General features: G+C 67.8%; 28 protein-coding genes. 7 read left to right on the top strand and 21 right to left on the bottom strand.

Features of this window, described 5'->3' with window-relative positions:
* Positions 1–25: 25 nt before the first annotated feature.
* Positions 26–598 (bottom strand): TetR/AcrR family transcriptional regulator, encoded by a 573-nt coding sequence (locus NWF22_RS09775; RefSeq protein ID WP_160901533.1) that lies wholly within the window; start codon positions 596–598, stop codon positions 26–28.
* Between NWF22_RS09775 and NWF22_RS09770 the strand changes: the two genes are divergently transcribed.
* A complete protein-coding gene (locus NWF22_RS09770) occupies positions 485–1,630 on the top strand; it encodes a DMT family transporter (RefSeq protein ID WP_507237300.1) in 1,146 nt (381 codons plus the stop codon). The two genes, NWF22_RS09775 and NWF22_RS09770, sit on opposite strands and share 114 nt — an antisense overlap.
* On the opposite strand, the gene NWF22_RS09765 is transcribed toward NWF22_RS09770, so the two are convergent.
* Entirely contained in the window at positions 1,561–1,929 is a 369-nt protein-coding gene (locus tag NWF22_RS09765) for a histone-like nucleoid-structuring protein Lsr2 (RefSeq protein WP_160901531.1), read from the bottom strand. The two genes, NWF22_RS09770 and NWF22_RS09765, sit on opposite strands and share 70 nt — an antisense overlap.
* 135 nt (positions 1,930–2,064) lie before the next feature.
* A complete protein-coding gene (locus NWF22_RS09760) occupies positions 2,065–2,667 on the bottom strand; it encodes a hypothetical protein (protein ID WP_160901530.1) in 603 nt (200 codons plus the stop codon).
* 198 nt (positions 2,668–2,865) lie between these two features.
* Here NWF22_RS09760 and NWF22_RS09755 point away from each other — a divergent pair, with 198 nt between their 5' ends.
* The gene (locus NWF22_RS09755) at positions 2,866–3,255 is read left to right on the top strand and encodes a hypothetical protein (protein WP_160901529.1); all 390 of its coding nucleotides are present in this window, start codon (positions 2,866–2,868) and stop codon (positions 3,253–3,255) included.
* Here the strand turns inward: NWF22_RS09755 and NWF22_RS09750 are convergent.
* The 8 genes from NWF22_RS09750 to NWF22_RS09715 form a co-directional block, all read right to left on the bottom strand.
* The gene (locus NWF22_RS09750; protein ID WP_202398445.1) at positions 3,252–4,052 is read right to left on the bottom strand and encodes a hypothetical protein; all 801 of its coding nucleotides are present in this window, start codon (positions 4,050–4,052) and stop codon (positions 3,252–3,254) included. The two genes, NWF22_RS09755 and NWF22_RS09750, sit on opposite strands and share 4 nt — an antisense overlap.
* A gap of 72 nt (positions 4,053–4,124) precedes the next feature.
* A complete protein-coding gene (locus tag NWF22_RS09745; protein WP_160901528.1) occupies positions 4,125–4,919 on the bottom strand; it encodes a CPBP family intramembrane glutamic endopeptidase in 795 nt (264 codons plus the stop codon).
* A gap of 77 nt (positions 4,920–4,996) precedes the next feature.
* A complete protein-coding gene (locus NWF22_RS09740) occupies positions 4,997–5,116 on the bottom strand; it encodes a DUF2240 family protein (protein ID WP_233751022.1) in 120 nt (39 codons plus the stop codon).
* A gap of 140 nt (positions 5,117–5,256) precedes the next feature.
* Entirely contained in the window at positions 5,257–5,994 is a 738-nt protein-coding gene (locus NWF22_RS09735; RefSeq protein ID WP_160901527.1) for an SDR family NAD(P)-dependent oxidoreductase, read from the bottom strand.
* Between the two features lie 11 nt (positions 5,995–6,005).
* The gene (locus NWF22_RS09730) at positions 6,006–6,770 is read right to left on the bottom strand and encodes an SDR family NAD(P)-dependent oxidoreductase (RefSeq protein ID WP_160901526.1); all 765 of its coding nucleotides are present in this window, start codon (positions 6,768–6,770) and stop codon (positions 6,006–6,008) included.
* The gene (locus NWF22_RS09725; protein ID WP_233751021.1) at positions 6,767–8,155 is read right to left on the bottom strand and encodes an MFS transporter; all 1,389 of its coding nucleotides are present in this window, start codon (positions 8,153–8,155) and stop codon (positions 6,767–6,769) included. The genes NWF22_RS09730 and NWF22_RS09725 overlap by 4 nt, the downstream gene beginning before the upstream one ends.
* Positions 8,156–8,240: 85 nt before the next feature.
* The gene (locus NWF22_RS09720) at positions 8,241–9,119 is read right to left on the bottom strand and encodes a polysaccharide deacetylase family protein (protein ID WP_160901525.1); all 879 of its coding nucleotides are present in this window, start codon (positions 9,117–9,119) and stop codon (positions 8,241–8,243) included.
* Between the two features lie 3 nt (positions 9,120–9,122).
* Complete coding sequence (locus tag NWF22_RS09715) at positions 9,123–10,121, bottom strand: asparaginase (RefSeq protein ID WP_160901524.1); 999 nt, start codon at positions 10,119–10,121, stop codon at positions 9,123–9,125.
* Between the two features lie 231 nt (positions 10,122–10,352).
* Here NWF22_RS09715 and NWF22_RS09710 point away from each other — a divergent pair, with 231 nt between their 5' ends.
* Entirely contained in the window at positions 10,353–11,342 is a 990-nt protein-coding gene (locus NWF22_RS09710) for a LacI family DNA-binding transcriptional regulator (RefSeq protein WP_160902137.1), read from the top strand.
* A gap of 30 nt (positions 11,343–11,372) precedes the next feature.
* Here NWF22_RS09710 and NWF22_RS09705 read toward each other — a convergent pair whose 3' ends face one another.
* Positions 11,373–12,539, bottom strand: coding sequence for a TY-Chap domain-containing protein (locus NWF22_RS09705; RefSeq protein ID WP_160901523.1), 1,167 nt, complete (start codon positions 12,537–12,539; stop codon positions 11,373–11,375).
* A gap of 575 nt (positions 12,540–13,114) precedes the next feature.
* Here NWF22_RS09705 and NWF22_RS09700 point away from each other — a divergent pair.
* Entirely contained in the window at positions 13,115–13,339 is a 225-nt protein-coding gene (locus NWF22_RS09700) for a hypothetical protein (RefSeq protein ID WP_160901522.1), read from the top strand.
* Between the two features lie 67 nt (positions 13,340–13,406).
* On the opposite strand, the gene NWF22_RS09695 is transcribed toward NWF22_RS09700, so the two are convergent.
* The 9 genes from NWF22_RS09695 to NWF22_RS09655 all read right to left on the bottom strand — a co-directional run bounded on the left by NWF22_RS09695 (position 13,407) and on the right by NWF22_RS09655 (position 22,178).
* Entirely contained in the window at positions 13,407–13,844 is a 438-nt protein-coding gene (locus NWF22_RS09695; RefSeq protein WP_258321374.1) for a cupin domain-containing protein, read from the bottom strand.
* Positions 13,844–15,232 carry an amidohydrolase family protein gene (locus NWF22_RS09690; protein WP_160901520.1) on the bottom strand — a complete coding sequence of 463 codons (1,389 nt, stop codon included), beginning with the start codon at positions 15,230–15,232 and terminating at the stop codon, positions 13,844–13,846. The genes NWF22_RS09695 and NWF22_RS09690 overlap by 1 nt, the downstream gene beginning before the upstream one ends.
* Positions 15,229–15,840, bottom strand: coding sequence for a pyridoxine/pyridoxamine 5'-phosphate oxidase (locus tag NWF22_RS09685; protein ID WP_160901519.1), 612 nt, complete (start codon positions 15,838–15,840; stop codon positions 15,229–15,231). The genes NWF22_RS09690 and NWF22_RS09685 overlap by 4 nt, the downstream gene beginning before the upstream one ends.
* Entirely contained in the window at positions 15,837–16,601 is a 765-nt protein-coding gene (locus NWF22_RS09680) for a creatininase family protein (RefSeq protein WP_160901518.1), read from the bottom strand. Before NWF22_RS09680 ends, NWF22_RS09685 begins: the two co-directional genes overlap by 4 nt.
* On the bottom strand, positions 16,601–17,935 hold the full coding sequence (locus NWF22_RS09675) for an FAD-binding oxidoreductase (RefSeq protein WP_160901517.1): 1,335 nt from the start codon (positions 17,933–17,935) through the stop codon (positions 16,601–16,603). The genes NWF22_RS09680 and NWF22_RS09675 overlap by 1 nt, the downstream gene beginning before the upstream one ends.
* A complete protein-coding gene (locus NWF22_RS09670; RefSeq protein WP_160901516.1) occupies positions 17,932–19,107 on the bottom strand; it encodes a substrate-binding domain-containing protein in 1,176 nt (391 codons plus the stop codon). The genes NWF22_RS09675 and NWF22_RS09670 overlap by 4 nt, the downstream gene beginning before the upstream one ends.
* 112 nt (positions 19,108–19,219) lie before the next feature.
* Positions 19,220–20,122, bottom strand: a complete 903-nt coding sequence (locus tag NWF22_RS09665; protein WP_160901515.1) for an ABC transporter permease — start codon at positions 20,120–20,122, stop codon at positions 19,220–19,222.
* Complete coding sequence (locus NWF22_RS09660; RefSeq protein ID WP_160901514.1) at positions 20,119–20,889, bottom strand: ABC transporter ATP-binding protein; 771 nt, start codon at positions 20,887–20,889, stop codon at positions 20,119–20,121. The genes NWF22_RS09665 and NWF22_RS09660 overlap by 4 nt, the downstream gene beginning before the upstream one ends.
* Entirely contained in the window at positions 20,886–22,178 is a 1,293-nt protein-coding gene (locus tag NWF22_RS09655; protein WP_160901513.1) for an amidohydrolase family protein, read from the bottom strand. Before NWF22_RS09655 ends, NWF22_RS09660 begins: the two co-directional genes overlap by 4 nt.
* A gap of 225 nt (positions 22,179–22,403) precedes the next feature.
* Between NWF22_RS09655 and NWF22_RS09650 the strand changes: the two genes are divergently transcribed.
* The 3 genes from NWF22_RS09650 to NWF22_RS09640 are packed head-to-tail and all read left to right on the top strand — an operon-like array spanning position 22,404 to position 25,333.
* Positions 22,404–23,000: a helix-turn-helix domain-containing protein gene (locus tag NWF22_RS09650; RefSeq protein ID WP_160901512.1), complete on the top strand. Its 597-nt coding sequence runs from the start codon at positions 22,404–22,406 to the stop codon at positions 22,998–23,000.
* 60 nt (positions 23,001–23,060) lie between these two features.
* The gene (locus NWF22_RS09645; RefSeq protein WP_160901511.1) at positions 23,061–24,023 is read left to right on the top strand and encodes a PDR/VanB family oxidoreductase; all 963 of its coding nucleotides are present in this window, start codon (positions 23,061–23,063) and stop codon (positions 24,021–24,023) included.
* A complete protein-coding gene (locus NWF22_RS09640; RefSeq protein WP_373691991.1) occupies positions 24,020–25,333 on the top strand; it encodes an amidohydrolase family protein in 1,314 nt (437 codons plus the stop codon). The genes NWF22_RS09645 and NWF22_RS09640 overlap by 4 nt, the downstream gene beginning before the upstream one ends.
* The last annotated feature ends 187 nt before the right edge of the window (positions 25,334–25,520 follow it).

Here is a 25,520-nt window from a genome sequence, read left to right as displayed (position 1 = left end):
CAGGCATTATCACCCACCGTGTGCGTCAGCCGGTCGACATCACGGCCGCCGAGACTTCTTCCGCGACATCGAATGCGTCGGCGACGACCCCCATCCCGTTGGTGACCACGGCACCCTCATGGATCAGCAGGAGGCGTTCGCCGAGGGCAGCCGGTGACGGGCTCGTGGCATCGGTGGCCAGCTGCGTGAACAGTTCCCGCATCCACTGCTTTTGACCGACGATGACCGGGTACGCGGGATGGCTGGGGACGCTGATCTCGGCGTGCGCGTTGATCATGCTGCATCCCTTCGGGCTGTGATCGGTGGCCCAGTCGCGCGCGGCGCCATAGATCGCGTGCAGACGTGCCCGCGGGTCGCCATCGGCCTGCGCGAGACGTTCGGTGACCAGGTCGCGCCACGCCAGATCACGCGCCCGCAAATACTCGACCACGAGTTGCTCCTTGGACCCGAACCGGTCGTACAGCGTCCGCTTGGTGACCCCGGCATGCGCCGCGATCGCCTCGACGCCGACGGCGTGAATGCCCTGTTCATAGAACAATTCGGAGGCGGCGGCGAGAATCTCGCGGGCTTTCGGTGTCCAGTCGACCTCGGTACTCACCTGACAAACACTACACCGATCGGTAAAGTCACGAACATGCTGACTTCACCGATCGGTAAAGTTTCGTCCTGGGTGACGCCCGCACTCTCGGCCTTGTTCGTGCTCTGTTGGTCGTCGGGATTCATCGGCGCCAAGCTCGGTGCCGCCGATGCGCACATCACCACGGTCTTGATGTGGCGGTTCCTTGCGGTCAGTGCGCTCCTGCTGCTGGTCGGCGTGCTGCTGCGCCGGCGAGCGGCGCCACGTCGTCGACCGGCGCGGGCCTACGTCCATCAGGCCGTCATCGGTGGGCTCTCACTGTTCGGGTACGCCGCCACGGTGTTCTGGGCCATCGGGCTCGGCGTCAGCACCGGCACCACCGCGCTGATCGACGGCGTGCAGCCACTCGTCATCGCCGCACTGGCCGGGCCGGTCCTCGGCGCCGCCGCGACCGGCCGGCAGTGGTGGGGCCTGCTCGTCGGAGCCGCGGGCGTGGTGATCGTGACGTGGACCGACGCGACGAGTGCGGCAACCGACGCGCCGTGGTGGGCGTATCTGGTGCCGCTCATCGGCATGGGATGTCTGGTCGCGGCGACATTCATCGAGCGGCGCATCGACTCGCCGATGCCGGTGTGGGAGGCGTTCACCGTGCATTGCGTGACCACGGCGGTGTTGTTCACGGTGGCGGCGATCGCGACCGGTGCCGTGGTACCGCCGATGCAGTGGGACTTCTGGCTCGCCATCGGGTGGCTGGTCGTGTTCTCGACCCTCGGCGGGTTCGGCCTGTACTGGGTGCTCGTCCAACGGGTCGGCGTGACGTCGGTGAATACCCTGATGTTCCTCATGCCACCGGTGACCGCGGTGTGGGGAGCCGCGATGTACAGCGAACCACTGGCGTGGACAACGGTTCTGGGCTTGTCGATGGCCCTCGGTGCGACCTGGGTGGTCAATCGTGCGGGACCGGTCGGTGCGCGGTCGCTGCGCTACGACACCGCTGCCTCGAACGCCTCGATGAGGTCGGCCGACAGGCGTCCCCGCGTCGACACCTCATAGCCGTTCTCCTGCGCCCAGCGGCGGATGGCCTGGTTGCGTCGTCGGGCCTGGGTGCGCGTGGACGTCCCGGCCGTGGTGTCGCCCGCCGGCACCCGCGTGGCCATGCCCACGTACTCGGCGATGCCCGTCTCGAACCTCGCGACATTCGCGGAGCGCAGGTCCAGGCAATAGCGGACCGGCCGACGGCCGGGCAGTTTCACCTCGAACTCGACGCGGTTGAAGTCGTCGGGATCGATGGGTTCCCCGTCCATGTCGTCGAGGATCTCGATGCGTTGTATCCGGACCAATGTGGCGACCACCCTCCCCAGTGTCATACTTGATCGCGGGTTCACGATAGTACATACGCTGCGCAACGTTCCCGTCGGCCGCAGACCGACTGAGGTGAACGTGCCGGTTTCCGGCACGTTCGCCTCACAGTCGGATCGGACGACCGCTCAGCGGGACGCCAGCATCGGTGTGTGCAGGTCGTAGTAGGAGACGTCGCCCATCAGCCGCATCTCTTCTTCGAACAGCGGCCGCAGATCGTCGGGGATCTCCATCTTCTCGCCCTCGCGGGCCTCAGCCTCGGAGGTGAAGTAGATCGCCTCCACATACGAGTCGCTGCCGTCACCGCACAGCAGGCCGCCGATGATGTCCGGACGCCCCTCGTGCACCCGGTCGCCCACCTCGCCGAGCAGTTCCCGCATGCGGCCGACATCGCTGGAGTGGCCCTCCATGATCTGGACGAAACCGGCGTCGTCGGAGCCGCCGTGCATCCACTCGGTGACGTCGGTGCAGTCCATGAAGGTGACCGGCCCGTCGAAGCACTGTTCGGTCTCGGCCCACCAGGTCCCCTGTTCGGGGCGCTCACTGTTGCGCTTCGCCGCCTCCTGGGATTCGAAACGGGCCAACGCCACGAACGTCCCGTCGTCGGCGGTTCCGGCGGTGGTGCCGAGATAGCCGGTCGCGCCCGGCTTCAGCTCGGTGTCCCAGCGGTCGAGGCAGCGCTGCAGCCCCTCGGGATCGGACACTTTTCCTTGAAACAGTTGAATGAACATTGTTGCCTCCATGCGGATTTCCGCAGTGAGATCAATCGGTGGTGGCCGACCCGTCGCAGGTCCCGTCGTCGTACGACGGCCTATGGCCGCAGCCACTCCACCGACAATCGTGCTCCCACCCCGAGGCCAACGCAAGGGTCGCCGCGGCCGCCGCCGATGACCCGTAGCGTGGATGCTGCCGACCCCGACGGAGCCCCGATGACCGACGAGCAACCGCGTCCCAGCGCACCGATGGACCGCGACAGCCGCGAGCGCGTCCTGGTGATCATTCTGGCGCTGGCGGGACTGCTGATGACGTTGGGGATGGCGGTGTTGCCGGTGATCGCGGGGGTACCGCGGGGCGCGGTGTTCGGGGTGGTGGTCGGCGCGGGCAATGCCGTCGGGTACCTCACGATGGTGGCGGTCGCCACGCAGTCACCGCTGCGGTGGGGACTGGTGCACCGCGCCGCGTGGGCCGTGATCGGCGTGTCGGTGATCGGGGCCGTCTGGGCCGTGCTGGCGTCGGCCGGTGCCGACTTTCTGCTCGCGATGTCGGGACTGATGGCGGCGATGGTGCTCGTGGTGAGCCACCTCGTCCGCGGCCGCTAGCGGGACTGTTCGATCACCCCGTTCGCCGCATCGAGGAACTCGCCGAAGCGTTGCGCGCCGACCTCCCGGGCGCGGTCGATGTCTCCGGATCGGGCGAGTTCGGTGGCGGCCACATCGGCTGACTCGGTGGCACCGGTCATCATGATCTCCGGAGCCTGGAACAGCACTGCCGACCCGACGTCGATGGCGTCGAGCGCCGACTGTTGTGCCGGGGTTGTGGGCGCGGCGATCTGCGGCGGATTCGGCACGATCGGTGCGGTGAGCGCATCGAGGATGCGCGCCCGGCCCGTGTCGAACGCCGCCCCGACCGCCGCGGAGCCCGCGCCCGACCGGGCCACATCGGTCACGTGCATCATCTCCACCACCGCCACCTCGAGAGCGTTCTGCGCGCGCGGCAACACCAGATTCAGGTCGTTGTCGATGATCCCGTCCATCGACGACCGCGCCGGTGCGGTGACCGTGGCCAACGCGGTTCCCAGTGCGCGGTCCGAGGACCGGCCCGCGGCCCGGGCCGCGCCGTACACCCCCGGCGCCTGCACCGCCGCACGCGGGACGTCGACGACGAAGTCGACGATGTGCGGGCAGATGAGTGAGCAGTAGATCAGCTGGTTGGTGGCGAACGCGGTGACCAGGGCGCCGGGTGGAGGTGCGGCCACCTCAGCTACCTCAGCCACCGCGCCGGTCGATCGCGTGTCGACCTGCTGCGCCGAGGACCATCCGACGGGCGCCCACGTCAGCGCCGCCATCACCGCCGCCACACAGATGGCTGCCACACGCGCATGACGCGACCACGACATCAGGGCCTCCCAGGCTTGGCGGGTCTGCCGAGTGTGCGACGACGAACCTGAAGGCCTCCTGAACGCGGACGGTCAGGACTCCGCCGGTGACTCCGCAGACGTTGACGAACTGCGCGCGAAAACCTTGCGAATCGTCACCAGCGCGACGATGGCGAGCACGATGTCGGCGAGGATGAACAGCATCGCGCCGAGACCGATGTCGTCGCCGATCGTGTTGGTGAACAGCCCGAAGTCCCACAGGCCGTGCAGAACCATCGGGAAGATCAGTGTCCCCGACACGCGCCGCGCGAGGTAGAAGAAGTATCCGGCGATGGCGGTCGTCAGCACCTGCGGGATGGCGCCGATGCCTTCGGAGAAGATGTTGGTGGCGTGCGCCAACCCGAACAGCACCGAGGTCCACAGCGCCACCATGCCCTCGCTGTAGCCGGCGTCGCGGAAACTCACCACCCCGATGCCGCGGAAGATGCCCTCCTCGCTGAACCCGACGGCCAGGGTGCCGAGCAGCAGCAGGATGGTGAAGGTGAGACCCTTGTCGGCCAGCCGCGAGTATGCGGTCCCGGCGACGATCGCGAACAGCATCACCGCCGGAAACAACCACACCCACCGGGGCAGTCGGTTCTCCTCGACGAACACCGGACGCCACCAGCGCAGCACTGCCACCGCGATCAGCACGATCAGACAGCCCAGGCCGGTGGTCACCCACAAACCGCGGGTGATCTCCGAGACGGTTTCGAAGTTGCCGTACTCGGCGCCGTCCGGAGTGGTCAGCAGCGGCACCGTCTGGATGACCACCAGATATCCGATGGCCAGCAGGATGAAGCCCCAGATGGGGAGTCGTCTTCTGCCCTGAATCGGCTCAGCGGTCATCGGCGGCGCTCCGATCGTCGTTGCGGTGTGCGTTGAACGTACCGGTTTCCGGAACGCTCAGCGCACTTCCCGGCCGATCAGTGCGCCAACCCGAGTGCCACCGCCTCGTCGCGGGTCAGGCCCGACGTCGCGGTCACCACGTCCACGAGTTGGTCGAAGGTGCGGCACACCGTCGCCGACCCAGTCGGTGAGCTCACCGTCCAGCCAGACGGGATCGCTCGGATCGTGTGCCGTGACAGGACCGTCGACAGCCGGCGGGCCACCGCCGACCGTCGACGCGGGCCGCTGACCTGGTCGGCAGCCCAATCCACAGGCGCGCCTGCACATCCGCCGCACATCAGGGCATCACATCGCCCGAGTTGGGGCCCAACACCTGCCCGACGAACAGGTTGCCGCCCGGATCGGAGGCCAGCAGCACCGCAGTGGGTGCGATCTCCTCGGCCGTACCGAACCGCCCCAGCGGCAACTCCGCACGCTTCGCGCGTTTCCAGTCGGCGTCGATACCGGCGACCATCGGCGTGTCGATCGGTCCGGGCGCGATGGCATTGACCAACACACCCTGCGACGCCGTCTCCAGTGAGATCGACTTCGTCATCGCGATCACGCCGGCCTTCGCGGCCGCGTAGTGCGCCATCGACATCCCGCCCTTGATACCGAGCTGGGAGGCGACGTTGATGATCCGCCCGTGACCCTGCGCCAACATCGGACGCAGCGCCGCCCGGTTGAGCAGAAACACACTGGTCAAATCGATGTCGATGGTCTCGCGCCACTGCTCGCTCGACATCTCCGCCGCCGGCGACTGCGTCAGGATGCCGTGCGAGCACACCAGCACGTCGAGCCCACCGTCGTCGGCCACCAGCCGTTCGACCAGCGCGGTCACCGCTTGTTCGTCGGTGGCATCCAGCACCTCCCCGCGGCGTGCGGAAAGTTCGGCCGCGACGTCGACGACGCGCGGGTCCCGGTCGGCGACGGTGACGTCGGCGCCTTCGGCGAGAAACGCGGCCGCGATGGCCCGGCCGATACCCGACGCGCCGCCGGTCACCAGCGCGCGTTGACCTTTCAGGATCTCCGACATGTGAACTCCTCTCAATCCCGCATGGCCACGGTCAGCGCACCGTCGACGACGATGGCCTGGCCGCTGACGTAGGACGCCTGCGGACTGGACAAGAACGCGATCACCTCGGCCACCTCCCGCGGATGGCCGACGCGGCCCCACGGGATGTAGCCACCGGCCCGGTCGAGCCCCTCGGGGCCCAGCGAGTTCTTGGCGTCGCTGGACTGCGGGGTGCGGATGAGGCCGGGGATGATGGCGTTGGCGCGGATGCCGCGCGGGCCGTATTCCACCGCGAGGCTACGCATCATGCCGATGACACCGGCCTTGGCGGTGGCGTAGTGGGCATGATTCTGCCAGCCGTACACGCCACCGGCGATCGACGATATCGCGGTGACCGAGCCGCCCTCGCCCATATGCCGCAGACCGGCCCGCGCCGTGCGCATCACGCCGTGCAGGTCGACGTCGATCATGTCGTGCCACTGCTCGTCGGTGAGGTTGCCGAAGTCGGCCTCACGCAGGATGCCGGCGTTGGCGACGGCGATGTCCAGGCGCTGCCACTCCGACCTCAGCTTCTCGGCGAAGGCGTCGACAGAGTCGGTGGACCGGACGTCGACCTCCACGATCTGCCCTTCGCCGCCGGCGTCGTGCACGTCACGCAGGGTGGTCTCGGGGTCGTGCGGGTCGCCGGGAAAGGTGCCGATGCCCACCCGGATACCGCGTTCGGCGAAGCACACCGCGGTGGCGGCGCCGATACCCGATGCGGCGCCGGTGATCATGGCGACGGGCTGTTCACTCATACCGGTGCTCCCGAGTCGGTGGCACCCAGTGGGGCCGGGGCCGGCTGCAGGTTGTCGGTGGGGGTGTCGTCGGCCACCTTGTGCGCGCCGAGAACCACGACCGCCGAGGCGATCGCACCCACCGCGCCCACCCACAGTGCGGCTGTCGAGTAGCCGATGGAGGCGGCGGTCAGGCCGGTGAGGATAAAGCCGGAGATGATGGCGCCCGGCTGCGACATCGCGCCGATGAACGCGCTACCGGTGGCACGGCAGTCGGTGTCGAAGCACTCGGCCTGGAAGAACATGATCGCGGCGTACGGGCCGAGCAGGAAGAACAGTCCCATCATGTAGGTGATGAGCACGAAGATCTGGCTCGACGGTCCGAGCAACATGGCGCCGAAGAACAGACCCGACAGCGTCCAGCCGACGGCGATGGTGTTGCGGCGACCGAACCGGTCACCCGCCCAGCCGTGTGCCAGGTAGCCGGCGACGGCCACCAGGTTCGACAGCACCACCAGGATCAGGGTGCTCGATGCGTCGATACCCTTGCCCTTCTCCAGCACGGTGGTGCCGAGCACCGAGAACGTCTGGATGGCAAACCAGTTCAGCAGCCACGCCACCGACAGGACGACGGTGTTGCGCAGGTGCTTGCCGGTGAAGATCCGCCTGAACGGTGCCGAGGTCTGCTCGACCGTCGCGGTGGCGGCGGCCAGTTCGGCTGCCTCGGCGTGCTTGCCGGCGGCACGCAGTCTCTTGATGGCGTCCTGCGCCTCGAACTGAGGGCTCTCCTTCAGCGTGCGGCACACCAGGGCGACGATCACGGCCGGGATGGTGGCCAGCAGGAAGGCGATGCGCCAGGAGTCGGCACCGAACACCGCGGTCACCACGGCGACGAACCCGGCGGCGAGCAGCGCGCCGGCGGGCCAACCGGTCTGCACCATCGAGTAGACGAACCCGCGGCGCTTCTTGATCTTCTCGTCCTCGGTGAGCTCGTAGAGCTCGTTGAGGTAGGTGGCGTTCACCGACTGCTCGGCCAGGCCGAGACCGCTGATGGAGCGCACCCCGATCAGCGACGTCGCACCGAAGGTGGCCGCGGTGGCCGCCGACGACGCGGCGGTACCGCCCACCGAGATGATCATGCCCTTGCGGCGGCCGAGTTTGTCGACCATCGGACCGACGAGCAGGACGACGACGGCGGTGCCGACACTGACCAGCGTCGACACGAGGAGGGCGTGGCTGGTGGTCCAGCCGAAGGACTCCTCGATGCGCGGCAGCAGGGTGCCGAACAGGATGAAGTCGTAGACGGCGATCGTCCACGCGAAGAACGCGATGCCGGAGGCGCGGCGGGTCTCCTTACCCGTGACGCGCCGCAAACCCGGAGTCCGGGAGATGTGTGCTTGAGACATGAGAGGTGCTCTCTTGCTTGGTGTTCGGATGGATGGGGTGCCGGCGCGTCGTCGAGTCGGCGGGGCGACGTCGGATGACGTCAGGTCAGTTGCGTGGGGATCGCTTCTTGAAGTCCTCGGCGATGGTGTTGAAGTTCGCCCAGGTGACGCCCTCGTGGGAGTTGATGTGTTCGATGAGGCGTTCCAGCATCAGCAGCACCTGCGGGCGTCCGGAGACGTCCGGGTGGATGGTGAAGGTGAAGACGGCGTAATCGCTCTCCCGGTAGACCCAGTCGAACTGGTCGCGCCACATCTCCTCGATGTGCCGCGGGTTGACGAAGCCGTGGCTGTTGGGACTGCCCTTGATGAACATCATCGGCGGCAGGTCGTCGAGGTACCAGCTGGCGGGGATCTCGACGAGGTCGGTCTCCTGCCCGCGTACAAGGGGTTTCATCCACTCGGCGGCCGGCTTGTCGTAGTCGATCGGGGTCCACGAGTCGCCGACGCGCACGTAGTACGGCTCGAAGTCGCGGTGCATGAGCGAGTGGTCGTAGGTGATGCCGCGTTCGACGAGCAGTTCGTTCGTGACCTTGCTGAACTCCCACCACGGGGCGACATAGCCGGTGGGGCGGGTGCCGGTGCGGGTGCTGATGAGATCGATGCAGTGGTCGAGGATCTCGGCTTCCTGCTCGCGGGACATCGCGATCGGGTTCTCGTGGCTGTAGCCGTGCAACCCGATCTCGTGGCCGGCGGCGACGACGGCGTCGAACTGCTCGGGAAAGGTCTCCACCGAGTGTCCGGGCCAGAACCAGGTGGCCGGCAGGTCGTATTTGGCGAGCAGGTTGTTCAGCCGTGGCACACCGACCTCGCCGGCGAACACGCCGCGGGAGATGTCGCCGGGCGAGTTCTCACCACCGTAGGAGCCCAGCCACCCGCCGACCGCGTCGACGTCGATGCCGAAGGCCACGAAGATCTCTTTTGCCATGATTCAGTCCTCCTTGTTATCTGCGTGGGTGTCGATCATCGAGGTGATCGACTGCGACTCGTTGCGGCTTTGAGACAGCCAGAGAGCCAGAAGAATTCGTAGTTGAGTGGCTGGCAGTCCCGATGCCGCGGGCACCCCTGCGGCCACCAGGTCGGCGCCGCCGCCGTTGCCGTAGACCCCGCAGACGGGGCCCTCGGGCACGCGGGTGGACAGCACCACGGCAATCCCGTTGTGCACGAGTTCGTTCACCGTCTGCACGATCGTCGGATTGGCGTTGCCGATGCCGGTGCCGGCGATGACGATCCCGGTGGCACCGGCCTTGACGGCAGCACGGATGAGCGTGTCGTCGGCGCCGGGGTACGTCTCGACGAGATCGACGCGGGTGTGGTCGAGATCGGCGGTCGGGCGGGGCAGCGGTTTGGGGCGCCGGGGCACGGCGGCCACGGTGACGGCGCGGTCGGTGACGTCGCCGACGCGGCTTCCGGTTGTGCATCGGAAGGCGTCCAGGGCGGTGGTGTGCACCTTGCGGGTACCGCGGGCGGGCAGGATGCGCCCGCCGAAGACGATCAGCACGCCGAGGTCGCGGGTGTCCGGCGATGCGGCCACCCGGACTGCGTCGGTGAGGTTGCGCGGGCCGTCGCCGTCGCCGGCATCGCCGGCACGCTGTGCTCCGGTGAGGATCACCGGCCGCGGGTCGTCGTGCACGAGGTCGAGCAGGATCGCCGTCTCTTCCATCGTGTCGGTGCCGTGGGTGATCACGATGCCGTCGACCGGGTCGTCGGTGCGGTCCAGCAGGTCGGCCACCGCGTCACTGACCATGCGCAGGTGATGCAGCGACATCCGATAGGAGCCGACCGTCATCAGGTCGATGGTCTCGACCTGTACGCCGGTGATGGTCGCCGTGTCGAGCAGGTGCGCGGCGGTCCGGGTCGCGACGACGCCGGCGCCGGTGGATTCCGACGCGATGGTGCCGCCGGTGGCGATGACGACAACGCGGGTCATCGCGCACCGCCGACGGGCTGAGACGCACCATATCGGGTGGCTCGAGGTGTGGGGTGGGGGTGAAGCATGCGATCGAGTAAAGCACTACACAAACGTTTGACGCAATCGTTTGTGTATCTTTGGTCAAACGTTTGTGTAAACCGGTTCGTAACACGCCGCGGCTGTAGTCTGATGGCGTCGACCGGACGAGGAGGGCGGGTGACCGTGACACGAGGGCCGTTGACGTTGCGCATGATCGCGACGGAACTCGGTGTGAGTCCGTCGACGGTGTCGCGGGTGCTCAACACCGAGGGCGATGCCGCGCTGCGGTGGGGATCGCCCGACACGGTCGCCAGGATTCGGGCATTTGCCCGCGAACACGGATACTCGCCAAACCCACAGGCCTCCGGCCTGCGGACCCGCAAGTCCGGGCTGATCGGCGTGCTGGTGCCGCGCCTTCAGGACTACGTACTCGCGACGATCTACGAAGGAATCGAGGAGGCGGCGTCAGAGGCCGGGCTCTCGACCTTCGTCACGAACTCCCGCGACACCACCGAGAATCAGCGGGCCCGCACACGAATGATGATCGACCGGCGGGTCGACGGGATGATCTTCGGCGACGCCCATCTCGACCACGAATTCCTCGACGAGGTGCACAACCAGGGACTCAAGTTCACGCTCGCGTCACGACGTTCCGGCGACTACCCGGCCGCGACGGTCGACGATGTGCGGGGCGGCCGGCTGGCGGGGCAGCATCTCGCCGAGACCGGACGTAGCGACGTCGCCGTGCTGGCCGGCCTCGAGTTCGCATCGACCGCCGTCGACCGCACCCGCGGGCTCGTCGAGGCGTTGGCGGACCACGGTGTTCACGTCCCCGGGGATCGCATCGTCTACTCCGGATTCGACCCGGCCGGCGGTCGCGCGGCCATCGAGCAGATTCTGGCCACCGGTTCGGTGCCCGACGCCATCTTTGCCACCAACGACTTCGCCGCGCTCGGCGCGTTCGGAGTGCTGCGTGACAAGGGTATTCGCGTTCCCGACGACGTCGCGGTGGTCGGTTACAACGACACCCCGCTCGCCGAGGGAGGTGCGGTGCCGTTGACCACGGTCCGGTCGCCCATGCATGAAATGGGTCGGGAGGCACTTCGGCTGCTGCTGGAGGTGCTCGCCGGTAAGTCCCCGGAGTCGGTGTTGCTGGAGCCGGAGCTGATCATCCGCCGCAGCAGCCTCGCTGACGTCTGACTGCGGTGAACGTACCGGTTTCCGACACGTTCACCGCACTTGCTGTGACGGCACATCGCCGTCCCCGCGCAGCACCACCAGCCGCAGCGCTGCCCGCAGTTTCTCGGTGGTCGTCCGCCACGCCTGCTCCTCGCGGCGGCAGGCGGCGGCTTCGTCCGCGTCGTCGGCGAGGTCGGCCTCGGCCGCCGACTTCATCCACTCCAGGTACTGCTCCTGGCTGGTGCGGATGTACCCGAGAATCGCGGACTGGTCGTGGCGGCAGATCGTCGCCACCTGGTGTGCGTCCAGGCCGGAGCCGTCCTCGTCGAGGACGATCAGCGTCTGCAGCGGGTCGGGCAGCGCATCGCCATGCGGCGCGGTGTCGCGTGCGGTGCCGGCGATTGCGGTGATGATGCCGGGCGCCGACTCCGCGGTGAACTGCAGCCAGTGCCCGACCGCCGAGACGAGGTTCTCCCGGTGGAACGCGGTCATCGGCACGGACTGGAATGCCATCAGCGACGTCTGGTGCAGGACCAGCGTGATACCCGGCCAGCGCACCGACTCCGTGGCGACGAACTGCGCGGCGGCCGCGGCGTCGGGCACGTCGTCGACCAGCGTCGTCACGAACTCGATGGTCGGTTCCTCGGTGAGCACCCGCAGCCACGACGGCAGTGAACCGGTGGGCAGCGGGACGTCACCGTCGGCGTCGAGGGTGATGCGGCGCCCGGCGATGTCCTCGAGTGCCCCGACGATCAACCGCAGCAGATGCTCGCGCGACACGGGGTAGGCACCGACGGCGATGGTGGCTTCCGGCGCTGGCGGTGCGTCGCCCTCGAGGAACGCCGGGTGCACCACCTCCCAGATCTCGCGCAGCGCATCGACGGCGACCTGCGCCAACCGGTCGACCTGTCGACGGTTGACCTCGATGATCAGCCGACCATCGCGCAACAGCCGCCAGCCGGCCGCGGTCAGCGCGTCGAGCTGCTCGGCGAGGATGTCCGGAGTGGTGTGCAGGTCGACGACGTGCGCGGTGCAGCGGATGCGGTGCGCACGGGTGAGCGTGAACGTCAGGGTGCCGTGCGGACCGTCGGGAAACCCCTGGGTCTGCTCCAGATGGTGCTCGTCGCCGATGCGCAGCTGGGCGGCGCGGTCGGCCAGGTCGTTGCGGAACGCACGCCAGGCATCGTCGACTGATCCGTCGAAATCGAAGTCTCGCATGGCTTCTCCTCTCGTCAGGCGTGCGACGTCGGCAGTGCGGCCTCGTCGTCCCCGTACGACGACCGTCGCGGTGTATCTCGATGTCTGAACCATAGGGGAGGGGTCCGACAGGTCGGGGCGACCGTGGCGGAGTCGGCCGACGCCACCGGAACCTGGGCTCGATTTCGGTGACCATGTAGTTGTTGCATCGCGCAACGATGGGTGCGGCGTTACACAGGGGCGCGTGCGGCGGCAACGACGCGACTGCGGGGACAGCGCCAACGACGGGACTGCGGTCCACTCCGATCGCGTGGGCCGGGGCAGTGGACTGTCCTGATAAGACAACGTCGTCTGGCTACTGGACGAATAATTCAGTGGTGCAACGTCATTGGCACAACACAGAGTACGAGTTGGTGAAATACCAGTCAGGCGTGGACAACTCGGTGTCGATATGGATGCCCGCTGTGAGGGACGGCGCAGTGCAACCTGTCGCATTCGATGAGAAAGCACATGGGGTTCTCAGCCAGTTTTCACATTGCCCCGCGATTCTGTTTGTGGCGACAATCTCGGTCGAAACAGCTCGGAAGGTACACATCATGAAGCGACGCGCCCCGCTGAAGGCAATCATCCTGGGAGCCGCGATATCCGGTCTCATGCTGATGGGCGCGGGCGCCGCGGCGGCGGACCCCGGGACGACGGCCGGCCAGGACGGCGCAAGCACCATCACCGCGACCGCGACCGCCACCGGTACCGGCACCGACTACGGCCGCGGCACCACTCGGTCAGATAACTCCCCGGGGACTGCCGGCGGACTGTCCTGATCCGCGATCGCTCAGCGCGGGGCCCCGCCTCGCCTGTTGACTGACGACGATCCTGGCCTCTGCCGGCTCATGACACGGGCATCCGGGTTACCACCTCACGGTCCTCGGCGGCCAGCGTCACCGGTGTGCCACGCAGGATCAGGTCCTCGAACCCTCCGTCGCGTTCCATCACGGTGATCGCATACATCTTGTCGGTCGCCGAGGAGTTGACGATCCGGTGCACCGAGCCCTTCGGCAACACGATGACCGTGCCCGCCGACACCGGCCGCTCGTGCTCGTCGGAGTAGGCGACACCTTCCCCGGCCACGATCACGAATGTCTCCGTGGACTCGGCGTGACTATTGGGTGGCTGGGCACCCAACGGCTCCCAGATCTCCAGGCACACGGTGGTATCCGACCCAGAGGTCGTCGGGCCGGACAGGACCGCGAGGGTGACGGTGTCGTCTGGGCTGATCTTGTAGCCCACGAGGCTCTCGACATCGACAACAACGGGTGCGTCGGACACTACTTCTCCTTCCGAGCAGGCGGCCATGCGGGGTGAATACCCGACGCGGCGGCCGAGGCGATCATACGTTGTGTCAGTTCGTCATCGGCTTGCGCGCGCAGCGGATGGTCGGCCTCGCGCCTCCACACCGACGCACCCCCGACGATGACCTCACGCAGGTTCCGCAGCCCACACCCCAGCACATAGGTCGCGACCGGGTCCCAGATCGGTCCGGAGTGCGGGGAGTACGGATCGACCACCAGCAGATCCGCGAACTTGCCCACCTCCAGCGAACCGACGCGGTCGGCCACGCCGATGGCAGCTGCCGATCCGATCGTGTGCAGTGTGAGCACATCGGCCGGTGTCAGAATGGTGGGGTCGCTGTGCAGGCCGCGCTGCAGGAACAGTCCGGTGCGCATGTTCTCGAACGGATCCGAGACGTCCGTGCAGGATTGGTCGTCGACGCCCACGCCGACGGTGATCCTGTCACGCAGCAGGCGGGGGATGTCGGCGATACCGGACCCGAGCCGTCCGTTGGACATCGGCTGCCACACCACCGACGAACCGGTCTCGTGGACCCGGGACACCATCTGATCGGTGGGATGCACGAAGTGGCCGAACGCGAAATTCGGGCCCAAGACGCCGGCGGCGTCGTACCAGTCGAACTTGGCCTGCTGGATGTCGATCTGCTCAGCGGTCTCCACGAAGTGCGCCTGGTTGGTGATGGCGTAGCGATTCATCAGCGCGCGTTCACGTTCGGCGGTCACCGCCGACGACGACCACTGCACCGCGCCGTATACCGAGCCACCCAGATTCTGGTCGGTCGGCACGGTGTCCAGGTGCTGCATCACCGCGTCGAACCCGGCGAACGCATCCGCTTCGGCGAGCTGCTCGTCGTCGAGCCGCACACTGGTGACGAACCGGATCCCGGATGCGGCCAGACCGTCGACCTGACGGGTGACGAACTCCGGTGTGTGCACCCGTTCCGGGCGCAGCACCGACTTCTCGTAGTCGAAGATCGCGATGACCCGCGACTGGGTGAAGTTGTACACCGACGTGATGCCACACGACAGATGATCGAGACCGCCGGCCAGCGTCATCCAGTACAGGTCCTCGGCCTCGGCGCCGAGCAACATCTGACTGTTGAGCGACACCCACTCATACAGCGGACTGCTGGCTGCGACACCGCGCATGCCGCCGGTGTAGATGTGGCTGTGCGCGGACACGAAACCCGGTGCCAGAAAACGACCTTCCAGATCGTGATGCGGCAGCGGGGCGTCGGCGGGCGGCGTACCCTCGCCCATCCCGGAGATCCGGCCGTCGTCGTCGACCGACAACCAGCCCCAGAACCAGGGCCGATCGCCGGTCACCGGCAACACCAGCGCGTTGTGGTAGGTCGCCGCGGTCATCCGGGCAGGACCTCCGATGTCCAGGCGTCGCCGTCTCGCCGGAACCGGGTGCGCTGCGACGGGCCGTCCGGATCGCCGCGCCAAAAGGTGATCTCGGTCAGGTCGATCGCAAAGCCCGTCCAGGTGGACGGCTGCTCCAGCTTCGGATTCGAAGTGTCGAATTCGGCCCACCGGCGGCGGCGTTCGTCGGCGGAGAGCGCGACCGACTCGTCGTCGTTGAGCCAGGCGAGCAGCTGCAGATAGCGGGTGCGCTTGCCGTAGGCATCGCGCAACTCGTCGTCGGGCGCGAGGCGGACGTCGCCGTGCGCGACGATCTGCCGTCCGACACCGGGCCAGGCGAGGGCGATCGCGGCCCGCGGATGTTCGGCGAGCTCGGCCACCTTGGACGACCGGCTGTCGGTGTGGAAGTAGACGGCGGTGTCGTCGGCTTCGCTGAGCAACACGTGCCGGACGCGGGGGTATCCGTCCCGTCCGCTGGTGGCCAGCGACATCAGCGCCGGCGGGGTGTAGGGCGACGGCAGCCACTGCTGCAGCAGCAGCATCGGGTCGACCGTCAGGTAATCGTCGACGGCACAATCGGTGCCGAACTCGGCACTACTCGTGATCATGAGTGCACTCTTCCTGGATTGAAGGTGGAGATGTCGTCGAGCGCTGTCACCAACGCCTCGACTCGCTCCTCGAACAGCTTCTCACCGATGCCGGCGTCCGCGCCGGTCGGATCGCCGATCACCCCGGACTCGTCGAAATCGGTGGAGAGCCAACCGAACTTGACGGTCTTGGTGAAGCCCACATGGGTGGTGTCGGCGACCGCGTCGGCCACCTTCGACTCGGCCTGGTCCATTTGCACCAGGTCGGGACGCAGATGCAGCATCATCGACGTCTCCGCCCAGCCTGCATGGATGCCGAGGCCCCGTTCGGTGGGGCCGGGCTGCGCCCGTCCGGACGAGAAGAACGTCTGCAGATTGAAGCGCCGGCGCAGCTCCCGTGCGGCGACCTCCAGCAGCGCCGAATTGCCGCCGTGCGCATTGAGGAACAGCAGCCGCCGCGCCGGTGTCTGCGCGATCGACGCACCGATGTCGACGAGGGTCTCGAGCAGGGTCGAGGCCCGCAGCCAGATCGTGCCCGGGAGCAGGGCATGCTCGTCGGACTTGGTGTAGCCCAGCGCGGGCAGCAGCCACACGTCGTGTCCGGCAGCGGCGCCGCGCGCCACCACCGCCTCCGACACGGCCTCGGCCATGATCAGATCGGTGGCCAGCGGCAGGTGCGGTCCGTGCGGCTCGATGGCACCGGTCGGCAAAACCAGCACCGAATCCCGCGACAACGCCGTCGCGACCTGGGCGGTGGTCAGTTCGGCATAGCGCCGGGTCATCACATCCACCGTCCGGGATTGAGCAGTCCTTTCGGATCGGTCTGCGCCGCGAGGGCAGCCACCCGCTCGGCGTCGAGATCCACGTACCACTGATGTGGGGAATGCACGGCGATGCCGAGTTCCTCGAGCGCGGGGACACCGTCGACGATCTGCTGCGGACTGCGGAAGATCCCGTTGATCATCCCGAACATCTCGCCGTAACCCGCTTCGAGGTGAACCGTGCCGCCTTCGTAGACCTGCTCGACGTCCTCGAACCGGGTCGCCATGGCGTCGCCGAGGCATTCCATGTGGAACCACTTGTTCGGTTGCGCCTTCATCAGCCACCAGGTGGGGTGGTTGTAGGAGAGCGTGGACAGCTTGATCGACTCGGCGATACCCTCGCGGACCGCCTCGATCCGACCGCCGGCGCTGACCAGCAGATCGGTGACCTCGTCGAGGGCACGTGCGTCGATGATGCCGCGGACGTTGGCGCGGCCCTTGACGAACGCCGGGTCGTCGGGCAGGGCGTCGACGATCATCGGTCCGTCCGCGGACAGCAGCCGCGGCTTGGGTTCGATCGTCGACACCTGGTGTGCCGCACGGAAGGCCTCACCCTGCGAATCGAAACTGGCGTAGACACACCGCCAGTCCTGCAGCGGCTCCACCCGCACCGAGGCGCCCACGATGATGCCCGCCACGCCGTAGGTGTGCACGAGCGGCTGCGCGTCGTCACCCTCGAGATGGGTGATCTCGGCGTCCTCGTGTCCGAACACCACGTCGAGTGATTCCACCCAACCCTGGTGGTTGCGGCCGTGCACGATGGTGCCGGTGCCGGCCGACCCGCCGGCGAGGAAGCCGCCCAGGGTGGACTGCACCGTGGACGGGTACATCCACAGCTGACTGCCGTGCGACCATGCGGTCTGCTCGAGATTGATCATCCGGGCGCCGGCCTGCGCGCTGATCGAATGTTCCGTGATGCCATGGATTTTGGTCAGCGAGGTCATGTCGAGCACCAGTCCGCCGAAGCGAGGGACGACCTGACCGTAGTTGCCGGTGCCCTTGCCGCGGGTGGTCACCGGCACACCGCGCTTCACGGCGGCGCGGATGATGGCCGGGACCACGTCCTCGGTCCGCGGATAGCAGACCAGATCGGGGGTACCGAGGTCCAGGGCCGACAGGATCGGGCTCATCGCCGAACCGTCGCGCGATGCCCGTTCCAGGGCGCGCGGCAGCGTGCCTACGCCGCGCGGTCCCAGGATGGCGAGCAGATCGTCGGCGAGCGCGGCGACGTCGTCGGGTCCGAACTCGGGCCGTCCGTCGTCGGAGGGGGTGGCGAGCAGCGGTGCGGACTTCACGGCATGCTCACTGAGGTGTCGATGAACTGGTTCGTCGCAACCTGTTCGGGGGTCAGGCCCTCGGCCACGGGGGTGCCCTGCTCGTCGAAGATCGGTGTGGTCACGTCGATGACGCGCTGCACCCGGGTGGCGTCGAAGTCGCCGACGGTGCCGTTGTCCCCGTTGCCGACCAGCTGCAGATTCTGCATGGTCTCGACGGCGTAGTCGGCGTTGCGCTGGGTGTAGACCCAGCCGGTGTTGTACTGCGTGACGGCGTCCAGGATGACCGCGTCGGCGGCGGCCGGATCGGCCATGTAGTCGACCACGCCGCGCTGCAGCACCGGCACCAGCTGCTCGAGGCAGGCGGAGTTCTCCTCGAGGTCACCGGAGCGGACGGCCACCGCCGATTTGTAGCTCGGGAAGCCCGCCTCGTGCACCAGCTGGAAGTCGACCGGCTTCTTCCAGCCGTCGACCTCCTCCTCGTACAGCTGCGGCTCCGCGCTGGCAAAGCCCTGCTGTGCGGCCTTGCCGCCGTCGGCGACGAAGTTGGCGGGGGTGCCGTCGTAGCTTCCGTCGACCTGATCGGCCGACAGGATGTCGGCGCCGGTCAGATAGCTCATGTAGGTGGCGCCCTCGAAGTACAGGACACGTGCGTCGATGGCCTTCAGGTCGGCGATGCTCTGCACCTGCGGATAGGTGGCCGGGTCCCACATGATCATCTGCGGGCTGATGTCGAGCGGCGCCATCACGGCCGTCGTCGGATTGGACTGCGAGTTCTGGATCGACTGATCGGAGTCGACATAACCGAGCATGATGTCGGGGTCGGCATACATCTGCGAGGTCACCGACTGGAAGCCGATCGCCGGTCCGCCGGCGCGGATCTCGAGATCGACGCCGGTGTACTCACCGCGGTCGAACAGCGGGCCCATCACACGCTTGCTGCCGGCGTCGAAGCTCGGCTCGGGTCCGAGCAGCTCGTAGAGGTGACCGTGTTCGGCCTCCGGGTTCCAGTCGGTCTGGACCACGACCTTCGCGGGGCAGTTCTGGCTGAGATCGACGGGGCCGATCGCGCCGGTGTAGCCGGAGGATTCGGTGCTGTCACCGGATCCGCACGCCGCGGTGAGCGCGACGGCGGCGGTCACGGCCGCGATTCCGGTGGTCTTGGACAGGCGACGCCAGGTGGGGGTACTCATGACTTCCTTTGCTTTGGGTGTTGCTCCGCTGGTCGAGTAGCGACCGACCTTGCGAGGACGCGTATCGAGATGGATCAGCGGTTTGGGGTGAGTGCGATCGAGGGTCTGGTGATCAGTGCTGATACCAGCGGCCGACGACGCGGTTGCCGAGCCAGCCGAAGAACCAGAAGACGGCCACGCCCAGCAGGGACGCGAGGATGATCGAGGCGAACAGCTCTTCGGACTGCAGTCGTGATCGGTAGTTGTCGATCAGGATGCCGATGCCGGGATTGCCCTGCTTGAAGAAGAAGTCGCCGACGATGGCACCGACCACCGCAAGTCCTGCGGAGATGCGCAGGCCCGCGAAGATGGCCGGCATGGCGGCGGGGAACTCGAGCTTGCGGAGCACGGTGAGGCGGCTGGGGCGGTGCAGGGCGAACAGGTCGCGCATCTGCGGGTCTACCGACCGCAGACCGAACAGTGTGTTGGACACCAGCGGGAACAGTGCGATCAGCACGCACACGAACACCCGTGCGCTGAAACCGAATCCGAACCAGAAGCCGACCAGCGGCACCAGCGCGAGAATCGGGATGCACTGCAGGATCACGGCGTAGGGGAACAGTGCGTTCTCCATCATGCGCGACTGCGACATGACGACGGCCCACGCGATGCCGATGATCGCGGCGATGGCCAGGCCGGTCAGCGCGACGCCGGCGGTCCGGGCGAGGCCCTGCCACATCTCCTGCACCGAATCACCGAGCAATCCGTCGGTGATCACCTGATGCGGCGCCGGCATCAGGAAGCGGCGGGCGGGATCGAGAACGCCGTAGGTGACCAGGTACCAGAGCCCGATGACGATCGCAAGAACGATCAGCGGCCCGCCGGCCCCACGCAGGAGACTCCGAGATCGGTTGCGGGGCTTGGCGCCCTCGGTGTTGCCGGTCGTCTCGGACTTGCTGCTGTCGGCGATTGCCATATCGGTGGTCGATTTCATGTCGGTGGTGGATGTGGTGTCGGTGGTGGTGGGCGTGCTCATGAATGCGCCTCCCTCAGCGCGCGGGAGATGCGGCCGGCGATCTCGGCGAATTTCGGATCGAATCGCAGTTCGGGTGATCGGGGGAATGGGAACGGGACCTCGATCTCGTCGACGATGTTTCCGGGACGCCCGGACATGACGAGGACCCTGCTGGACAGGAAGGCGGCCTCGGACACCGAGTGGGTGATGAACAGTCCGGCGAAACGCTTGGCGGCGAACAACTCCGTGAGTTCCACCCCCAGACGCTCGCGGGTGATCTCATCGAGCGCGGCGAACGGCTCGTCGAAGAGGAACAGGTCCGGATCCATCGTGAGCGACCGGGCGAGCGACACGCGCATCCGCATACCGCCGGAGAGCATGTGCGGCAGATGCTTTTCGAAGCCGGTGAGTCCGACGGTCTCCAGCGCCGCCGCGATGCGTCGGTCGCGTTCGCCGCGGGGCACCCCGTCGAGTTCGCCGACCAGCGCCACGTTCTCCCACACGGTCCGCCAGGGCAGCAGCGTGGCGTCCTGGAACACGTAGCCGATGCGTTCGGCACCGCACTGCATGTAGCCGTCGGTGATGGTCTCGAGCCCGGCGGAGAGACGCAGCAGTGTCGATTTGCCGCAGCCGGACGGGCCGACGACACTGACGAACTCGCCTTCGCGCACCGTCAGGCTGACATCGCGCAGGGCGTGGGTGCCGCCGGGGTAGGTCAGCTCGATGTGCTCGAAGCCGACCAGTGGATGGCCGATCTTCGGCTCGATGGTCGATCCTGGTGAGGTCATTTGTTCTCCATGACGCGGTGGGTTCGGGATATGGAATCGATGGCGGCTGCTGGTGCGGCCGTCCAACTGGTGGTCTCGGTGCGGGCGACGATCGCGCCGTTGACGATCACCACCCGGTCGGCCGGTGCCGTCGCGATCGTGTCCACGACGTCGGTGCCGCGGACCGCGAGGAAATCGGCGCGGGCCCCGACCTGTGGGCCCGCCGGTTCGAGTCCGAGTACCGCACGGGCCGAGTCGGTGACCAGCTCCAGCGCGGTGTCGGGGGATTGGTGGGCGGCGGCGACCAGCAGAGCCGCCGTCTCCAGCGGGTCGGCCCGTCCCACCGGGTTGAACGGGTCGCGCACGTTGTCGGCGCCGGCGGCCACCAGGACACCGGCGTCGCGCAGCGCGTCGATGGCGGTGATGCCGCGGCGACCGGCGGACGGACCGTGGCGGCCTTGCAGGTACAGGTTGGTGATGGGCAGCGCGATCACCGACACCGAGGCGCGTGTCAGAGTGCGGGCGACCCGCTGCAGGTCGGCCGGCGGCAGGGTGGCCAGCCGGCTGCAGTGGCCGGCCGTGCGGATGCGATCACGCGGCCAGTCGGCCACGCGATCGGCGAAGGCCTCGATCGTCAGGTGATCGCCGTCCATGAATTCGTCGATGTGCAGATCGGCTCCGATACCGCGCTTCTCGGCGAGATCGAGCAGCCGGATGACGTCCGCGAGCGGGTCGTCGGCGATGTGCGGTGCACCACCGACGAGGTCGGCTCCGGCATCCAGCGCACCCTCGACCAGGGCGGTGGGGGTGGTGGGGCTGGCCAGCACGGCGATCTGAATGGTCATCAGGCCGCGAAGTTGCTCGCGGACGTCGGCGAGCGCACGCACCGCTCGCAACGGATCGTCGTCGTGCAGCACGTCGGCATGTGTCCGGACCGCGGTGATGCCGTTGCGCAGCATCGCCGTTGCGGTCTGCAGTGCACGTCGCCGGAACGACTCCTCGTCGAGGTGGACGCTCCCGGACCGCCAGGAGGCGATCGCGTCGCCGAGATCACCCAGCGGCGGTGACAGTTCCGACCAGGACAGGGCCTTGTCGAGGTGGGCGTGCGGTTCTGCTGCCGCCGCGGTGAGGACGAACCCGCGCAGGTCGAGCCAATCAGGCTGACTCGTGTCCTCCGCCCACGCATCGTGGGGACGGATGCCGCCGACGCGAGACACACCGTTGTCGTCGAACAGGGTGATGTCGACGACGGAGCCGTCGGGTAGTGACCCCGTGATGCCACGCACGGCTTGCGGAGGCGTGGGCTGCATGGGTGAACTCCGTTCGTGGACTGAGTGGATGGATGCGCATCGTCGCGCCGGTTTGTGGTTCCCGCCGTGGCTGGGATCGGCGGAGAGGGATGTGGTTGTGGATAAACACTGACACAGAATGTTGACCACGTCAACACGAGCTAGAGTTGGGGCTCACTCGATTGCCGGGGTGTCACCCAGGCTGCGAGCGTGTTATCGGAGACTGTGATCTAGGAGACTGACGACATGGCACTCGATGAACCGGATGCGGCGCAGGTATCGCTGGGCGCCGAAATCCGCCGACGCCGCAAGGAACAGGGCCTGACCCTGGCGAATCTGGCTGCCCAAGCGGGAATCTCGCACCCTTTCCTCTCGCAGCTGGAGCGCGGGTACGCGCGTCCGAGCATGACGACGCTGGAGCGGATCGCCCGGGCTCTCGACACCACGCAGGTCAGTCTGATGCTGACGGCCGACCCGGCGCGGGCCCGCAACACCCCGACTTCTGCGCCGGAGGGCGCGCAGGTCGTCCGGTCGGACGAGGGTGCGCGCCTCCCGCAGGCCGGTGACAAGGCCGGCTACGCCCGGCTGCTGGTCAGCGGCGATGCCGCGTTCTTTCCGCAGGAGCAGGTGTTGAGCAGGCGGGAGTACGCCGAGTACTTCCGCCACGAGCAGGACGAGTGGGTGCATGTCGTGAGCGGCGAGATCGAGGTCGACCTGGGTGACGGCCACTACCTCGAATTGCACAAGGGGGACAGTCTTTACTATGCTGGGGGCATTCCCCATCGGTGGCGGCTCGTCGGTCCCGATGTCGCGCACCTGATTCGGGTGCAGGCGTCACCGTAGGGTGCGGTTCCTTTGGCTGGGAACTCGGTGGAGATCAACCCAGAATCCAGGAGATCTCCGATGTCTTTGTCCACCAACGGGGTTACCAGCCCCATCAGCGTCCGAGTGGCGTCGCGGCGGCGTCTGGCCGGGCGCGTCGACGAGTTCGTCCTCGCGCCGGTCACCGACGAGCCGCTGCCCGCGTGGACAGCCGGATCCCACATCGACCTGACGACGCCGGGCGGACCGGTCCGGCAGTACTCCCTGTGCCCGACGCCCGACGATGCGATCTACCGGATCGCCGTCGAGCGACGGACCGACAGCCGCGGCGGGTCCGAGTCGGTCCACGACGGGCTGGTGCCCGGTGTGCAGGCGTGGATCAGTGCGCCGCGCAACCACTTTGCGCTCACCCGTGCGCTCGAGTATGTGTTCGTGGCCGGCGGAATCGGCATCACACCCATGCTGGCGCTCATCGAGGAGGCGCAGCGCGCCGGCCGGTCCTGGCGGTTGATCTACGTGGGCCGTTCGCGCGCCGAGATGGCCTACGTCGACGAACTCGAGGCGAGTCATCCCGACCGGGTGACGATCCACGAATCCCACCGATCCGGCCGTCTGAACCTGGGTGACGAACTGGCCGGTCTTGCGCGTGGTACCGCAGTCTATGTCTGCGGACCGCCGACGATGGTCGATGCCGTGGCCGACGCCTGCGCGTCGCAGCCCGCCGTCGACTCGTTCGCCGAGCGGTTCACCGCGGCCGTGGAGTCCGGTGCCCCCAATCAGGAATTCGAGGTGTCGCTGGCGTTCTCGGGCACCACGGTTACGGTGCCGACGGACCGCACCATCCTCGACGTCCTCGGCGAGCGCGGGGTCGTGGCACCTTCCTCGTGTCGCGAAGGCATGTGCGGGACCTGCGAGACCGGTGTGGTGAGCGGTGAGATCGATCATCGCGACTCCATCCTCTCGCCGGAGGAACGCGCGGAGAACGAATCGATGATGATCTGCGTATCCCGCTGCACCAGTGGCCGATTGGTCCTCGAGCTGTGACCGACATTGCGCTCGTCGGTGCTGAGGCGGTACTGGTCGACGCCGAGGTCTCCGCTGGCGCAGCGGTCGTGATCCGCGACGGGATGGTCGTCGAGGCGCCGGGCGCGCCCGGTGCGCAGACGGTCGACGTCTCCGGCTGTGTCGTCACCCCGGGTCTGGTCAATGCGCATCATCACCTGCTGCAGAGCGCTTTCCGGTCCGGGCCGACCACCCGGTTCCTGCCCATGCGGGACTGGCTCGCCCGGATGAGCGAGCGCTACACTGCGGCGCGGGTCGACCCCGAGCTCACCGCGGCCGCCGCGGCCGTCGGACTGGCCGAATCGTTGCTGTGCGGGGTCACCACCGTCGCCGATCACCACCTCACGTGGCCGGCTGATCAGAACCCGGCCGAGCTGGCCGGTGCGACGATCGACGCGGCCCGGCGGCTCGGGGCCCGACTGGCGTTCGTCCGGGGAACCGCCCGCGACGATCCCGACGCCGCGGCGCAGTCGGTCGTCGACATCCACGACACGCACCTTCCCGATGCCGCCCGCGGCGTGTCGGCCGACGGCATGATCCAGCTGGCCGTCGGTCCGTCGGGCGTGCACGCCGACGGACCGGAGACGTTCGCGGCCCTGACCGAAGTCGCGGGCCGACTCGGCCTGCGCCGGCGTACGCAGGCCAACGAGCAGATCGACGTGGCGATCGCCGCCGAACGCTACGGCCGGCGCCCGCTGGAGCTGCTCGAGGACTGGGGCTGGTTGGCCGAGGACGTGACGGTGGCGCATCTGTGTGAGATCACCGACGCCGAACTCGACCGGGTCGCCCGGTCGGGGGCCTCGGCCACGCACGCACCGGCGTGCGACGTACCGATGGCCTGGGGCGTCGCCCGCGTCGCCGCACTCCGCGCGGCCGGGGTGGCGACGGGCCTGGGCACCAGTGGCGGCGGCAGCAATGACGCCGGCCACCTGCTCGCCGACGCCCGGCTGGCGATGCAGATCTCCGGACTCGTCGGGGAACCGGTGTCGGCGCGCGAATGCCTCGCGATGGCCACCGAGGGATCGGCACAGGGCCTGGGCCGCCCCGAACTGGGTCATCTGCGTCCCGGTGCCGCCGCCGACCTGTGTGTGTGGGACTGCTCGGATGTCTTCGACGCCGGCGCACCCGATCCGATCGACGGACTGCTGTGGGCCGGCCCTGGCCGCCGTCCGCGCGACGTGATGGTCGGTGGCCGTTGGGTGGTCTGTGACGGTGTGCTGCTCACCGCCGACTCCCGCACGCTCGCCCGCGACCTCACCACGCTGCTCGGCTCCCGCGCCACCTCCCGGTAGCCGAGGCTCCCGTTCTGCCGGTCGCCGGTTGCGCTGGTCGAGTACGCAGCGAACGAAGTGGGTCACCGTATCGAGACCCCAGGCCCGGAATCCCCCGGCCCCCACGAGCGTTGACATCTCATGTAACTGTTGCCCTGGCCGTGGGCGCCGTCACATGGAGCAGCACCACGCCGAGGCGTGAAGAGAG

Origin of the sequence: Gordonia mangrovi, assembly GCF_024734075.1 — a bacterium.
In the GTDB taxonomy this organism is placed as follows: Bacteria; Actinomycetota; Actinomycetes; order Mycobacteriales; family Mycobacteriaceae; genus Gordonia; species Gordonia mangrovi.
This window is presented reverse-complemented; position numbering and strand designations above follow the sequence as displayed.